This is a genomic window from Synechococcus sp. CCY9202, from assembly GCF_034931685.1.
Lineage (GTDB): Bacteria > Cyanobacteriota > Cyanobacteriia > PCC-6307 > Cyanobiaceae > CBW1002.
In genome coordinates, this window is sequence record NZ_JAYGID010000136.1 from 37,538 (window position 1) to 51,441 (window position 13,904).

Genomic DNA, 13,904 nt, shown 5'->3' on the forward strand with positions numbered 1-13,904 from the left:
TCAAGCCGCCACGCTTCTGCCATGACCAGCTCGCCTGTTGCGTCCTCGCCAGCGCCCTTGCGCTGCCACCTGCTGATCGGCCCGCCCGCCAGCGGCAAGACCACCCTGGCCGGCGTGCTGGCCCAGCTCACCGGTGCGGTGGTGCTCTCCACCGATGTGGTGCGCGGCGAGCTGTTCGGCGACGCGGCGGTGCAGGGCCCCTGGCGCGACATCGAGGCCCTGCTGCACCGGCGCATCCGCGAGTCGGTGGCGGCCGGTGTGCCGGTGATCGTGGATGCCACCCACGCCCGCCGCCCTTGGCGCCTGGCGATCACCCAGGCCCTGAGCCTCCCCGCTCCGGTGGAGTGGATCGGCTGGTGGCTCTACACCCCCCTGGGTACGTGCCTGCAGTGGAATCAGACCCGCAAGCGCCTGGTGCCCGAGCCGGTGATCCGCGAGATGGCCGCCGCCCTGGCCGATCCGGTCTTCGGGCCATCCAGGGCCGAGGGCTTTGCGGCGGTAGTGGCCGTAGTGCCTACCCACCAGCGGGAACTCCAACCGCTGCTGCGCGACGAGCTGGCCCGGTTGGATCACCGCATCCGCTCGGCCCGCAACCGCGAGAAGCACTTTGCCCTGCACGGCTACTCGCGGCTGCTGGATCTCGAGCGGCTCCTCTACCTCCTGCGCCTGATGAGCAGCTACCCGGAACTCTCCGCGGCCGACCCCGCCAGTCGCGCCGAGCTGGAGGCGATCGTCTCGCCCCTTCCCGAGGGCGACCTCGCCGATCAGGCCGCCACCTACCTGCGCCGGCTGCACGGCGAGTGCTTTGGGGATGCCAGCGCCATCCGCAAGGATCTGAGCTGGCTGGAGGCCAACGGCTTCTGCAGCGCCGAGCCCGCCCTGGCGCCGATCCAGCTGGCGCCGGCTCAGCCCGAGCCGCACGCCACAGGACCCTGGCCTGGTGGGGTGAACGGTGGCTTCCCGCCCATGGGCGATGGGCCGGTGTTCGTGCGGGTGTTCACCCTGCTGCGCCACCTGTTGCAGCAGCCCTTTGATCAGGCAGGCGGCGTGCCCCTGCCCGAGCACCTGATCGAGCGCACCGAGGCCATCCCCGGCGCCTACCTGCCTTCCGAGGCCGCCACCCTGCGCAAGGACCTCGAGAAGCTGCTCACCCCCTACGGCTTCCGCCACCGCAACGACAACGTGCGCCACGGCTATGCCATCGGCACCGCCCTGCTCTCGGCTCACCGGTTGCGGGAGATCCATGGGGTGGTGAGCCAGGCGGCCGGCCGGCTGGCCGATCCCACCGCCCAGGACCTGCTGCGGGAGCTGGAGCAGCGCCTCGCCTGGGGCGGCATCGCCGTGGACGGCACCACCCCCGTGCGGGCGTTCGCGAACCGCTCGATCGTGAGCAGCGCCTTGGTGCGCCCCGATTCCCTGGCCGCCGAGCGGCAGGCCGAGGCGCTGGAGACGGCGATCGTGGAACGGCGGCGCATCGAGCTGGAGCGCTACGCCTCGGTGGCCTCTTTCCCCGGCAGTCCCCTCGGCACGTTTCGGGTGTGGCCGCTGCAGCTGCTGTTTCAAACGATCGGCTGGTATCTGGTGTTTGAGGAGGACAGCCCCGGCCAGGAGGAGGGGTTAATCCGCTGCGAGCGGCTGGATCGCCTCGCCCTGCGCCGCAGCGAACGGGGCACCCGCCGCAGCGATGACAGCCACCATCAGGCCCTCGCTCGCCTGCAGACCCTGCTGCATCACAGCGGCGGCATCTATTTCGGCGACGACCTTGCGGCCCAGCTGCGGCTCTGCCATCCCCGCGGCCGCAGCCGCGAGCGGGAACTGCGCACCCTGCGCTTCTGCAGCCAGGGCTGGTGCTTCGCCTTCATCCGCGAAGGCCTGCAGCGCTACCCGATCGAGCACACCCGCCTGTCGCGGCCCCTGCCGGGCGATACCTGGTGGTTTCACCCCAAGGCGCCGCACGTGCTGGAGCCGGGCTCTCCAGCCGACAGCCATCCCTATCCGGTGGAGCTGGATCTGCCCAGCTGGACCGTTATGGCCGACATCGACCTGCGCACCTGGCTGTTTGCCTTTGGCGCCGGCATCCGCATCGAAGCCCCGCCAGAGCTGCGCCAGGAGCATCAGGAGCGGCTGCAGGCGGCCCTGGCGGTGTACCAACCGGCCTAAACGGGCGCATTACAATGTCATGACAGCGAGAATGTGGGGGATGGCGCGCGATCAGGTGCTGCAGCTGCGGGCCTCGGCTGAGCAGCGCCAGCTGATTGATCAGGCTGCTGCAGCGGAAGGGATCAGCCGCACCGAATTCATCCTGCGCAGCTGCCAGGAGCGGGCGCGGGATGTGCTCCTCGATCGCACGCTGTTTTCCCTGACGCCGGAGCAGACCACGGCCCTGCTGGCTGATCTGAAGGATTCCGGCGCTGCCGCCCAGGATCAGGCCAGCATCGAGCGTCTGCTCGGTACGCCGCAGCCCTGGCATGCGCCCGCCTGAGCCCCTCGGCCCGCAGCATCAGCTGGAAGGCTTCGACTGCGGCAACGCCGCCCTGAACCGCTGGCTGCAGGAGCGGGCCCTGGCCAATGAGCGCCAAGGCGTGTCGCGCACGGTGGTGCTCTGCCCAGATGAGGGCAACGCCGTGATCGCCTATGCCTGCCTGTCGGCTGGGGCGATCGTGCTGGCGGAGGTGCCCGGTGCCTTGCGCCGCAACATGCCCGACCCCCTTCCCGTTGTCGTGCTGGGCCGGCTGGCGGTGGATCGTCGCCAGCAGGGCCAGGGGCTGGGCCGCGCCCTGGTGGCCGATGCGCTGCGGCGCAGCCTTGCCGCCAGGCGCCTGATCGGCGCCAGAGCCCTGCTGGTGCACGCGATCGACGAGCAGGCGGCTGCGTTCTACCGCTCGCTCGGGTTTCGCCCCTCGCCGCTCAGTGCCTCGACGTTGATGCTGCAGCTCTCAGAACCAGCCGACTGACAGCCCCAAGATCCCCTCGCCACCCATCCCATGGCTTATCCCAACATCAGAAGCGCTCCTGGAAGAAGGCGGCGACATCACGGTGGGGCGTGTCGGCCTGTCCGGTGATGCTGGTGCGGCGCGAGGGGGAGAGCTTCGTGGTGTTGCTGCGGCAGCTGGTGTCTCAGCCGCGCATTCGTTCATCGAGTTCCTGAGAAGGTCTACCTCTGCAGGCCTCAGCGCAGAGGAGCCAGGCCTGTGGTCCGGCGCTCCTCCAGCCGCAGGATGCGTTGGGCATGGAGGTCGGTCTCGGCAGTCCATTGCACGGGGGGCTCTGGCTCCTGCAGCGGTGGCTCTGCCGCCCCCGCCCGCGGGGAGCTTGCATCCATGGTGGCGACGAGAAGCAGCACCACCAACAGCTCAGCAGCAAGGAGCAGGTCGATCTGGGGCATGGCGAGAGTGGAGCAGGCGTCAGTGAGCACAGCCTCAGCCCCTTGGCCCCGTTCTGGATCAATCCTCCTGCGAAAGAGCAGCTGCTGCAGGCCGCCCTGGCCTTGTACGCCCCAGGCTGAGCCGGTGCCCGGGGCTGGGGGCCGCGAGCGAGCCTGCGGTCTTTGGCGGACGGATTCCGCTTTGTTCGGAGCACGGACGATTCCAGCGACATTGTGAAGATTGCTGCGGATCTGCAGCTCCTTCTGCACCCCTCTCGCCTCAGTCTCCACGCGGGTTGATGCCGGAACTATTCACCACACGCATAGATCCAGCCTCCTGTGAATCGCCGCACCTTGCAGCTGCATTCGGAAGATGGACGTCGATGTGCTGCCTGGCATGGTCTTCCTGCCCCCAACCTCTGATTTCCCGCCAGATCCGGAACCACTGGAACGCGAGGTGCTCAATAGCACCTATCTGGAGCTGAGAAATTGCTACTCCAGCTTGATGCGCAGCAGGGCCCAGCACCGGCGCCTGGCCAACAAGGCCAAGGATGAAACCGCTCTCCTCAAGGAACGGATCACGGCCCTGGCCAGCCGTGACCTGCCCCAACGCAAGGAACTCTATGAGCTCCTGGAGATCGTGACGGCCATCGCGGGAGACATTGAAGATGCCGGCGATGATCTGGTGAATGGCTTCAGCAGGTACAAGAAAGGCCGCCATACCTTTCAAGGCGGCGGCTATCTCGGTGATCTGATGCGGGCCGTGATTCATTTCATCAATCGCTGGGGCCGCACCAAGGACCGCCTCGGCGATCTCAAGCAGAAGCAGCAGGAGCTGATCAATAAGTCCCAGGATCTGCTGACGCCGCCGCCACCCCCACCAGGTGGCAACGGCCACGGATCCGCAGTTGCGACAACCCCACCCCCTGGCGACGGTGTGCCTGGGCCCATCGACGTCAGCCTGAACGGGAGCCAGCCCCCAAAGCCGGCTGAGCCCACAACCCCCCAGCTGCAGCCACCCAACCAGTCGCAGCCCCAGCCGCAGCCCCAGGATCAAGCCAAAGGAGCCGATGACCATGGGTGAGATCGCCGACACCATGCGCTCCGCCCTGCGTGAGCTGGCCCAGGCCGATGCGCGGCTCTATCGCGGTCTGGCGGAGGAGCTGGGCGATGGCGCCACCGCGGTCGAGGAACCCCGCGCCCTGATCCAGCCCGAGGGCGGCGCGCCCGCCACGGAAGCGGAGCTGCGGGCCTTGAAAAACGACACCCTGCAGGAGCTCTGCGCGCAGAGGGGCATCAAGGTGGCCAAGCGCGCCAATAAGGACGTGATGGTGGGCCTGCTGCTGGCGGACCCCAACGGCCCGCCACCCCAGTCCCTGCTGCCCCCTCCCAAGCCCAAACCTCCCTCAGGTGGGAAGGGCACGGGTGGCACGAGCGGCAAGGCCGGCACCGCAGAGCTCCAGGCCATGGAGCAGCGCCTCGCCCGGCTCGAGCAGCTGGTGCTGCTGATCGCTCAGCAGGTGGGCGTGCCTCCGGAAGCGATCGAGCGGTGGCTACCTGCACCCCTTCCGCCAACCTGAAGCCCTTCTGCGCTGGCCCCAGCCCATGGCGGTGAATCAGGAATCGCTGGAGAAGCTGGGGCGCTTCCTGCTGCGCGGCCTGCGCATCGGCGCCAGCACGGTGTCGATCGTGGAGCTGCTGCGCAACGACTGGACCGGCGGCATCAGTGCCGGTGTGGCCTGGCTGGTGTTTCTGCAGGTGGAACGGCGGCTGCCGCCCCTCAGCTCCGAGCCTGAGGAGTGATCCGCAGCTCGGGGTAGCCGGTGGCTGGATCCAGTTCGCGGCTGAACTGCCAGTCCGGCAGCAGGCCAATCACCAGCTCGGCGGTGGTGCGCACCAGCGAGCCGGCGCAGAGGTGGCCGCCGATCACTGTGCCCCTGCGGTCGGCCACGGCGATGTGCAGGTGGGCACCATCGGGCGAGAGGGTGCCGGAGAGGCTGAGGATCTCCAGCTCGCCGTTGATCACCGTGGCCTCGGCTGCTCCCGCCAGGCGCAGCTGGGCCACCGACAGGCTCCCCACGGCGCTGATCAGACAGCCGGCCTGCTCCTGTTGTTCGCCCATCCAGGTCTCCAGCGCCTGGCGCAGATCGTCGCCCGGTGTCAGCCGCAGTGGCAGCACCTTCATGGGGTTGGGCCCTCCACCAGTCCCTGGAACATCACCAGGGCGTCCACGTAACCCAGCTGCCGGTGGCGAAAAGCCCCAGGCAGGGTGCCCACCACCTGAAAGCCATTGCGCTGCCAGCAGCGGATGCCGGCGGTGTTGGTGCTCACCACCAGGTTGAACTGCAGTGCCCGGAACCCCAGCCGCCGCGCCGCCTGCAGCGAGTGCTGACAGAGACGGCTGCCGACTCCCTGGCGCCGGCAGTGCTCGGCCACCACGTAGCCGGCATTGGCCACATGGGCGCCAAGAGCGAGGGAGTTGGGCCTCAGGTAGTAGGTGCCCACCACAGCTCCGGCCGCATTCACAGCCACCATCACCGCCTGGCTGTGCTCCACCCAGGCCAGCTGGGCCTCGGCCTCGCTGATGGCTGGGTCGTGGGGGAAGGTTTCACCCGCACGGAACACCGGCTCCAGCAGCGCCCACACCGCCGGCCAGTCGGCTGCCTCGTAGGGCCGGATCTGCAGGGGCGTGGTGGGCGTGGCCAGAGACAAGCAGCGAGAGGAGTTGATTGTCTCGTTCAGCTGCCCGGAGGGGGCCATGCACCGCAGGCGCTCTGCGCAGCAAGCTGTCGTTCACTCCTCCTCAGCAGCACCCAGAGGGATGAGCTTGATCTGCTTGCGGCCCAGCTTGATCTCGAACTCATCGCCGGGCTCCAGGCCCAGTTGCGCGGTGTAGGCCTTGCCGACCAGCAGATTGCCGTTGAACTGCACCTTGGTGGCATAGCTGAGCTGCCGGCCCGGTCGGCCCCTGCCGCCGCGGCCACCGCCACCACCGAGGTTCATGCCCTTGGCCTCCAGCAGGGCCTCATAGAAGGCCGTGAAGTTCAGGCGCTCCGTGCCGTCTTTCTTGGTGGAGACGTAGCCGCAGCTGCGCACCAGATCGGACTTGGAGGCATCGCCCAGCTCCTTGACTTTGGCGAGCAGATCAGCACCGGTCAGCATGATGAGGGAGTTGGCTGGATCGACAGCCTCTTATTGCCAGGCTTGCCGGCCTTGTCAACTGCCGTGGTTGCGATCCATGTCCGTTGAAAGCTGTCCCGGTGCCAACCACTCCGCCAGCTTGGTGTAGCGCCTGCGGCCCAGGTGGTTCTTGACGGCCATCGCCAGGGCCTTCTTCTGGCCCACCAGCACCACCAGCTGCTTGCCGCGGGTGAGGCCCGTGTACACGAGATTGCGCTGCAGCATCGCGTAGTGCTGAGTGAGCAGCGGGATCACCACGGCGGGATATTCGCTGCCCTGGCTCTTGTGGATGGTGCAGGCATAGGCGGGCACCAGGTGATCCAGCTCTCCCCAGCCGTAGACCACTGCACGGCTGCCCGCCTTTCCTACCCCGGGGCCGGCTTCGCTGGTGGGGAACAGGACGCTCAGCTCACTGTTGTCCGAGTCGATGGCGTCGATGGTGCCCACATCACCGTTGAACACCTCCTTCTCGTAGTCGTTGGCGATCTGCATCACCTTGTCGCCCGGCGCAAACCGCCACCCGAAGCGCTCCACCTGCTCCGTGGGATCGGGGTTGAGCAGCTGCTGCAGCTCGATGTTCAGCGAGCGCGAGCCGCAGCCGCCGCGGGCCATCGGGCAGAGCACCTGCACCTCGCCCACCGGATCAAAGCCAAAGCGGGCGGGGATGCGCTCGCCCACCACCTTGAGGATCAGGCTCACCGCCTGCTCGGGGGTGTCGGCCGGCAGGAAGTAGAAGTCGCTGCTGCTGCCCTCGGGCGGGGAGCGCAGATCGGGGACGCTGCCGGCGTTGATGGCGTGGGCGGTGGTGATGATCCGGCTGCTGGCCGCCTGGCGGAACACCTCCGTCAGCCGGGTCACCGCCAGGGCGCCGCTGGTGATCGCATCAGCCAGCACCTGGCCGGGCCCCACCGAGGGCAGCTGGTCAACATCGCCCACCAGCAGCAGGGCCGCCTCCGGCGGGATGGCGGCCAGCAGCGAGGCCATCAGCGGCACATCCACCATCGAGGTCTCATCCACCACCAGCAGATCGCACTCCAGCGGCAGCTCGGCATTGCGCCGGAAGCCGTAGCTGGCCGGGTCGAACTCCAGCAGCCGGTGGATGGTCTTGGCCTCCAGGCCGGTGGCCTCGGCCATGCGCTTGGCGGCCCGGCCAGTGGGAGCGCAGAGCTGGATGCGCAGCTTCTTGGCCGCCAGGATCTGCAGGATGGCGTTGATCAAGGTGGTCTTGCCCACCCCCGGTCCCCCGGTGATCACCAGCACCTTGCTGCTCAGGGCCTGCTGCACCGCTTCTCGCTGGCTGGCGGCGAGCTGCAGACCCAGGCGCTGCTCCACCCAGCCGATCGCCTTGGCCGCGTCGATGGCGCCCCAGGGCGGCGCCCCTTCCCCCAGCTCCTGCAGAGATTCAGCGATGCGGCGTTCATCGCGGTGCAGGTGGGCCAGGAAGATCGCTGGCTCGCCCGCCAGGGTGTCGGCCACCACCGAGCCCTCGCTCAGTTCCAGATCAAGTGCGGTCTGGATCAGGGCGGGTTCCAGGGGAACACGGCGGCTGGCGCCGTTGCCCTCGTCTTGCTCCTGCGCGGGCCGTTCCACCGCCAGCAGCTCACCGGCCAGCTTGAGCAGCTCGGCGGAGGGCAGGCCGCAGTGGCCCTCACCGCTGGCTTCCAGCAGCGCGTAGTTGATGCCGGCCCGCAGACGAATCGTGGCGGTGGGCTCGATGCCCAGCCGGGCGGCGATCGCATCGGCGGTGCGGAAGCCGATGCCGCGGATGTCGCGGGCCAGGCGGTAGGGATTCTCCGCCATCACCTGCACGGCGTCGTTCCCATACGTCTTGAAGATCCGCACCGCTCGGGCGGTGCCAACGCCATGGCTGTGCAGGAACACCATGATTTCGCGCACCACCTTCTGATCAGCCCAGGCCTGAGCGATGCGGCTGGCCCGCACCTGGCCGATGCCCGGCACCTCCCGCAGGCGTTCGGGGGCCTGCTCGATCACCTCGAACACCTCCGCCCCAAAGGCGGCCACCAGCTTGCTGGCGTAGATCGGGCCGATGCCCCGGATCATCCCCGAGCCCAGGTACTTCTCGATCCCCTCGGCGGTGGTAGGGGGTGAGGAGCGCAGGAAGGCCGCCTTGAACTGCTGGCCGTGCTCCCTGCTGTTCACCCACACGCCACTGACGGTGACCCACTCGCCGGCGCTGATCTCAGCGGCGTGGCCCACCACCGTCACCAGGTCGCGGTGGCCACGCGCCTTGATGCGCAGGACGCAGAAGCCGTTCTCGGCGTTGTGGAAGGTGACCCGCTCGATCGAGCCGGCCAGCACCTCGGTGGGTTGGGCGGCGTTATCCGGCATTCCGGAGGACTGGCCAGCGATCGGCTTGTTCATGCCTCCCCGCGGTGCCACCGGGCCATGGTTGCAGGCAGCATGAGTGGAACACCAGGGCCGATGCGACCGGCATCGGCATGGCCAGCAGTGATGAGCGACCTCTCATGCTCGACGATGAATCGGATGTCGACAGCCGATGCCAACAGCTCCGCCAGGAGAATGCTGCTCTGCTCGGTGACTTCAGGCGTTGGCTCAAAAAGGCTGGACTTGGCGAGACAACAATCAGAAGCCATTGCAGCAACCTCGACTTTTACCTGAATCACTTCCTTCTCTACGCAGATACGCTGACGGCTGCTGATGGGATTTGCTACGTCGGCGAGTTTCTTGGCGACTGGTTTATCCACAAGGCGATGTGGTCCAACAAGACAACCGTCAAGGCCAATGCCGCCAGCCTCAAGAAGTTCTATGCCTTCATGGCTGAACGAGGGTTGGTCAAGCCTGAGGAGCTTGCCACGCTGAAACAGCAGATCAAGGACGAGCTGCCGGACTGGCTTGGTGCCGTCGAGAGATACAACGACCCGGATGTTGACTTTGAGGATGTCTGGCCGATCTGAGGTGGAGTGCGTCCCGCAGCCACAGACGATGTCGTGATGCAGCTGCGGGCTGGTTGCGATCGACGACCTCAACCGGGCTGATGACCAGCCTGGTGCTGCACTAAAAACGCCTCGATCCAGTCGTGGTGTCGCTTCTGCAGGATCCGATCAGCGATCGTCGTGGCCTCCTCAGGGATGGAGAAGCGCTTGCGGAAGCCCTGGGTGAGGGCCTCCAGCAGGGGGCGAGGGAGCTGGCGGATGGCGCCGTGCAACGTGCGGATCGTGGCCGCATCGAGGGGGAGCAGCCCCGGATCCTGCTGGGCTGCAGGGACAGCAGCCTGAGCCGGGGGCTCTGCCGGTGTCGATACCCTTGCCTGGTGCTGCGTAGGCGGCTGGGCCTGGCGGGGCTGGACCGCTGGGCGTTCTTGAGCCGCTGAGCTGGTGACCTCGCGCTGGCGCTTGTCATAGAGGGCGAGGCCAAACGGATTCCCGAAGGTCATCAGCGCACGCTTCATCGCGTCGGTCTCGGCTTCCTTGAGGGCGGACTCATGGGCCTGGCCCAGGTCGACGTCGATGCCGTGGCCGGCACCGCTGCCCTCGCGCAACAGAGGCGTCAGGCCTCCGGCGGTGACGGTGACGCGTACCCGGGCGGTGTAGGTGACGCCCCAGCCCGACTTCTGATCTCGGCTCGTGCCTCTGGCACCGATCAAGCGTTCGGCCTGGGCGACGCAGCGGACGGCGATGGTCTGGCGCTGCCAGCCATCGAAACCAAAGATGCGGTTGGCCTCGGCGATCACCTGCCACCCCTCCAGGTAGCTCACGCGGCTGCGGCCCTGCTCCCGCTGGCGGACGTTGGCCCGATCGAGGGGGGCGGAAAGCGCCGCGAGCTGCTCGGGGGAAAAGCCGGAAGGCGGAGCCTGGGGGGCTTCCGGTGTTGAGGTGGGTGCTGGAGCCTCCACGGCGCGATCGACGGAGCGGATCAGCTCCAGGGCTGAGGCAGGCCGCTGGACGGGACGTTGAGCAGCGGGGCGGCTGGTGCCGTTGGCGGAAGGAGCGGCGACGGTCATGGCGATGGGAAGCAATGGTGTGAGGAGGGAAGGGGGCCCCGGCTGCCCAGCCAGAACCCCCAGTCGCGAGGGGGCTGTGCCCCGCTCAACAGATGCGCCAGGAGCGGCGGGAGATCAGCTGGGCGCCGGTGATCTGCTGGCCTGCCTTGAGAGCCGCCTTGATGGCGGTCTTGTCGGCTGAGAAGGTGGTTTTGACGCAGAGCCACTCGGGATCGAGCAGGGCCTCGTTCTCGATCTCGACCGCCTGAGACTTGCGGCTGCTGAGCTCGTGGTTCGGGAACGAGAAGCGGGTGGCCGTGGGCTGCAGCCGCGTGAGGACCAGGACCAGGGAGTCCTCCAGGGCATCGGCGCGGGAGGCATCAGAGCGGGCTAGCTCCGTGAGCCGCTTGGCCTGCTGCTGCCGGTAGGCGGCCTGGCCGCGCAGGTGCTCGATCACCCAGCAGGTGGCATCGGCCTTGGCGGCGAGGGCGGCCTTGTTCCCTTCCTCGGCCAGCAGGGCGGCTTCCAGCTCGCCGAGGGCCTGGGCGCGGCTGTCGTCATCGGTTTCGAGCTGTTCAGCCAGCTGGCCGATGGCGGTGGTGAGCTCCTGGGCCTCGATGCCCAGCTGCCAGAGCGAGCCGGATCGCTGCAGGGTGCAGGAAGGGCCAGCGGCCTGAGGGAGAGCCGGGGCGAGAGGAGCTGCGGGGGCGGTGAGAACGGCCATGGGGTGGTGAATGGGGATGAGGGACGAGAAGAACGGGGCAGCGGTGCGCCTCAGGCGCCGAGGGGCTCCGGCGAGAAGGGCGGCGGCACTTCCATCACCACCACCGGCACCGGCGAACTGGAGGAGCAACGGCGGGCCTGCTGCACCAGCGAGGCCGTGCCTGCCCCACCGGGGAAAGCGATCACCAGCACCGAAGCGCTGAATGCTGGGGAGGTGTGGGCCTGGGCCTCCACCAGGGCCTGCTCCAGCAGGAGGCGATTGCGGATCGGACCGGCAGCGCGGCCATGGCGGCGCCAATCAGCAGCGAGGGCCTGGACCCGCCAGCCGAGCTGCTGGGCCGCACGGCCGATGGCGCGATCCGCACCACGGGCACCGCCATGGAGCAACAGATGGACAGGCCGGCCACCGCTGCGCTGAAGGAGAGCAGATGCGATGCGCTCCTGGGGCCAGACGAGATCACGGCCACCAGCGGCAACGATGACAACCGAGCGATGGGCCAACGCCGGCGGCGACAGGAGGCCAAGGGAAGGCAATGCAGCGGCCTGGGCCACTGCAGCAGAGAACAAGCTCATGGGCTACAGAGCAAACGAACGGGGCAAGTTGTCCGAGGATTTCGTTGCCGCAGGCGATGGGCTCGTGGCCTTTGGCGCAGCTCTTATTCTACCAGTACAAACCCACTAAGCAGCGGGCAGAGCGGCTGCGGGGCAATGGATCTACGCAAAGCGAAGGCATGCGCTGATGGATCGGAAAGCTAATAAGCAGACCCGCCAGATTCAGCACGGAATGCCCAGCCGGCCGCGCAGCCGCGCGAGGGAAGCTGAGGCATCACCCAAGCCCCATCGAGGCGGACGAAGCCCCGGCCACCGCAGCCGCGGGAGGGCCGCCATGCCTGCCCACCCCCACACCGGCCCCGGAGCGGAGGGCGGCGGCGGCTGGCCGATGCACGCCACGGCGCAGCCGTGGCACGCTGAAGGACGGCCGTCGCCAACCGGAGCCCTGCGGTGCGCCAAGCGCAGTGTTCCGGGCTTGGCCCGGTCACCTGAAGGACTGACGGTTCTGGCCTCGACAGCCGCAGCGCTTGGGCTACCTGCGACGCCATGCTGAGCCCATTGGTTCCGTCTGCCCATGCCATCCGCAGGCTCTGCTTTCTCTCAGCTTCACCAGCACCTGCATCAGACACGCCTGCTGGGTTCAATCAGCAGCGCCCTCTACTACGACCAGAACACTGTGATGCCGACTGCTGGTGCGTCCTGGCGCGGCGAGCAGCTGGCTCTTCTGGCCGGCCAGCTCCACGAACGGCAGAGCAGTGCGGAATACGCCGAGCTGGTGGCGGCAGCGGAGAGCGAGCTCGATACAGAGGTCTCACCCGAACGCCGCCGCAACCTGCAACTGCTGCGCCTGGAGCTTGAACGTCAGCGCTGCCTCGATCCGGCCCTTGTCAGTGCGCTGGCCAAGGCTCAGTCGCGCGGCAATGCGGTGTGGCAGGACGCCCGCAAGCGGAACGATTTTTCGACCTTTGCCCCGGCTCTCCAGGAGCTGATCGCCCTGCGTCGCCAGCAGGCCACCCAGCTGGCCGCTGCCGAACCGGTGACGCGCAGTCCCTGGGAAATCCTGGCCCAACCCTTTGAACCCGACATCAGCAAAACAAGGTTGGCCGAGCTGTTTGCGCCGCTGAAGGATGAGCTGCCGGCGATGCTGGACCAGGTGAGGTCCATCGGCAGTACCCAGCCCCCAGCCATCGATCTGCCTGAGGCCTTGCAGGAGCAGCTCTGCAGCGAGCTGCTCGACAGCTGGGGCTACGACCCCGCGCGATGCCAACGCTCCCGCTCAGCGCACCCCTTTTCCTGCACTGTTGGTCCCCAGGACTTCCGCATCACCACTCGGGTGGTGCCGGGCCAGCCCCTCTCGGCGTTTCTGGCCACGGCCCATGAATGGGGCCACTCGCTCTACGAGCAGGGACTGCCCCGCAGCGACGACCACTACTTCCCCTGGCCCCTCGGAGAAGCCACGTCCATGGGGGTCCACGAAAGCCAGAGTCTGTTCTGGGAGTGCCGCGTGGCCCGTAGCCGCGCCTTCGCTGAGCGCTGGCATTCGCGCTTCTGCGACGGACTCGGCAGCGATCCATGGAATGGCGCCTTCGGCTTTTGGCGCGCCCTCAACCCGCTCAAGCCCGGTCTGATCCGCGTTGAGGCCGATGAACTCAGCTACTGCCTGCACATCGTGCTGCGCTACGAGCTGGAGCTGGCCCTGCTCGAACAGGAGATGCCGGTGGACGAGTTACCGCAGCAGTGGAACCAACGGATGCAGGACCTGCTGGGAATCCAGCCCCAGACTGACTCCGAGGGGTGCCTTCAAGATATCCATTGGGCAGAAGGACTCATGGGTTATTTCCCCTCTTATGCCCTTGGACACCTTATTAGCGCCCAGCTTTCGGAGACTTTTGAGAAGGAAAATGGTTCGATCCAGGCCCTGATCGCCTGCGGAGATGAGAACCGGCTCCAAGCCTGGCTCGGCCAGACCGTCTGGCCGCTCGGTCGGTCGGTCAACTCCGAAGAACTGGTCGAGAAAGTCTCGGGCCACCCCCTCAGCGCCCAGCCCTTTTTGACCTACCTCAGGGCGAAGGTGGCCGAGCTCCAGTAGGAGCTGAACCAAGGCTGCTCATCCGGTCCTGTCTT

At 67.6% G+C, this 13,904-nt stretch carries 16 protein-coding genes; 8 read left to right on the plus strand and 8 right to left on the minus strand.

Annotated elements, in window-relative coordinates; translation table 11 throughout:
• Positions 1–21: 21 nt before the first annotated feature.
• From VB777_RS16395 to VB777_RS16405, 3 genes are read left to right on the plus strand one after another with little or no spacing between them, the layout of a single operon-like run.
• Positions 22–2,160, plus strand: coding sequence for an AAA family ATPase (locus VB777_RS16395; RefSeq protein ID WP_323250287.1), 2,139 nt, complete (start codon positions 22–24; stop codon positions 2,158–2,160).
• 40 nt (positions 2,161–2,200) lie between these two features.
• On the plus strand, positions 2,201–2,482 hold the full coding sequence (locus VB777_RS16400) for a DUF1778 domain-containing protein (protein WP_323250289.1): 282 nt from the start codon (positions 2,201–2,203) through the stop codon (positions 2,480–2,482).
• Positions 2,469–2,954 (plus strand): GNAT family N-acetyltransferase, encoded by a 486-nt coding sequence (locus VB777_RS16405; protein WP_323250290.1) that lies wholly within the window; start codon positions 2,469–2,471, stop codon positions 2,952–2,954. The genes VB777_RS16400 and VB777_RS16405 overlap by 14 nt, the downstream gene beginning before the upstream one ends.
• Positions 2,955–3,169: 215 nt before the next feature.
• Here VB777_RS16405 and VB777_RS16410 read toward each other — a convergent pair whose 3' ends face one another.
• Complete coding sequence (locus VB777_RS16410; protein WP_323250292.1) at positions 3,170–3,385, minus strand: hypothetical protein; 216 nt, start codon at positions 3,383–3,385, stop codon at positions 3,170–3,172.
• Positions 3,386–3,737: 352 nt separating this feature from the next.
• Between VB777_RS16410 and VB777_RS16415 the strand changes: the two genes are divergently transcribed.
• From VB777_RS16415 to VB777_RS16425, 3 genes are read left to right on the plus strand one after another with little or no spacing between them, the layout of a single operon-like run.
• Positions 3,738–4,448 (plus strand): hypothetical protein, encoded by a 711-nt coding sequence (locus tag VB777_RS16415; RefSeq protein WP_323250294.1) that lies wholly within the window; start codon positions 3,738–3,740, stop codon positions 4,446–4,448.
• Complete coding sequence (locus tag VB777_RS16420) at positions 4,435–4,944, plus strand: hypothetical protein (RefSeq protein WP_323250296.1); 510 nt, start codon at positions 4,435–4,437, stop codon at positions 4,942–4,944. The genes VB777_RS16415 and VB777_RS16420 overlap by 14 nt, the downstream gene beginning before the upstream one ends.
• Positions 4,945–4,969: 25 nt before the next feature.
• Positions 4,970–5,167 carry a hypothetical protein gene (locus VB777_RS16425; protein WP_323250298.1) on the plus strand — a complete coding sequence of 66 codons (198 nt, stop codon included), beginning with the start codon at positions 4,970–4,972 and terminating at the stop codon, positions 5,165–5,167.
• Here the strand turns inward: VB777_RS16425 and VB777_RS16430 are convergent.
• The 4 genes from VB777_RS16430 to VB777_RS16445 all read right to left on the minus strand — a co-directional run bounded on the left by VB777_RS16430 (position 5,145) and on the right by VB777_RS16445 (position 8,926).
• Entirely contained in the window at positions 5,145–5,549 is a 405-nt protein-coding gene (locus VB777_RS16430) for a PPC domain-containing DNA-binding protein (protein WP_197163954.1), read from the minus strand. The genes VB777_RS16425 and VB777_RS16430 overlap by 23 nt on opposite strands.
• Positions 5,546–6,076, minus strand: a complete 531-nt coding sequence (locus VB777_RS16435) for a GNAT family N-acetyltransferase (RefSeq protein ID WP_323250301.1) — start codon at positions 6,074–6,076, stop codon at positions 5,546–5,548. Before VB777_RS16435 ends, VB777_RS16430 begins: the two co-directional genes overlap by 4 nt.
• Before the next feature lie 81 nt (positions 6,077–6,157).
• Positions 6,158–6,526, minus strand: a complete 369-nt coding sequence (locus tag VB777_RS16440; RefSeq protein WP_323250303.1) for an AbrB family transcriptional regulator — start codon at positions 6,524–6,526, stop codon at positions 6,158–6,160.
• A gap of 54 nt (positions 6,527–6,580) precedes the next feature.
• Positions 6,581–8,926: an ATP-dependent RecD-like DNA helicase gene (locus VB777_RS16445; RefSeq protein WP_323250305.1), complete on the minus strand. Its 2,346-nt coding sequence runs from the start codon at positions 8,924–8,926 to the stop codon at positions 6,581–6,583.
• Between the two features lie 77 nt (positions 8,927–9,003).
• On the opposite strand from VB777_RS16445, the gene VB777_RS16450 reads away from it, so the two are divergent.
• Positions 9,004–9,480 carry a hypothetical protein gene (locus VB777_RS16450; protein ID WP_323250307.1) on the plus strand — a complete coding sequence of 159 codons (477 nt, stop codon included), beginning with the start codon at positions 9,004–9,006 and terminating at the stop codon, positions 9,478–9,480.
• Positions 9,481–9,548: 68 nt separating this feature from the next.
• Here VB777_RS16450 and VB777_RS16455 read toward each other — a convergent pair whose 3' ends face one another.
• The 3 genes from VB777_RS16455 to VB777_RS16465 form a co-directional block, all read right to left on the minus strand.
• Positions 9,549–10,526 carry an RAD52 family DNA repair protein gene (locus VB777_RS16455; RefSeq protein ID WP_323250309.1) on the minus strand — a complete coding sequence of 326 codons (978 nt, stop codon included), beginning with the start codon at positions 10,524–10,526 and terminating at the stop codon, positions 9,549–9,551.
• Between the two features lie 85 nt (positions 10,527–10,611).
• A complete protein-coding gene (locus tag VB777_RS16460; protein ID WP_323250311.1) occupies positions 10,612–11,229 on the minus strand; it encodes a siphovirus Gp157 family protein in 618 nt (205 codons plus the stop codon).
• A gap of 50 nt (positions 11,230–11,279) precedes the next feature.
• Complete coding sequence (locus tag VB777_RS16465; protein ID WP_323250312.1) at positions 11,280–11,801, minus strand: SLOG family protein; 522 nt, start codon at positions 11,799–11,801, stop codon at positions 11,280–11,282.
• Between the two features lie 553 nt (positions 11,802–12,354).
• On the opposite strand from VB777_RS16465, the gene VB777_RS16470 reads away from it, so the two are divergent.
• A complete protein-coding gene (locus tag VB777_RS16470; RefSeq protein WP_323250314.1) occupies positions 12,355–13,869 on the plus strand; it encodes a carboxypeptidase M32 in 1,515 nt (504 codons plus the stop codon).
• Positions 13,870–13,904: the final 35 nt, after the last annotated feature.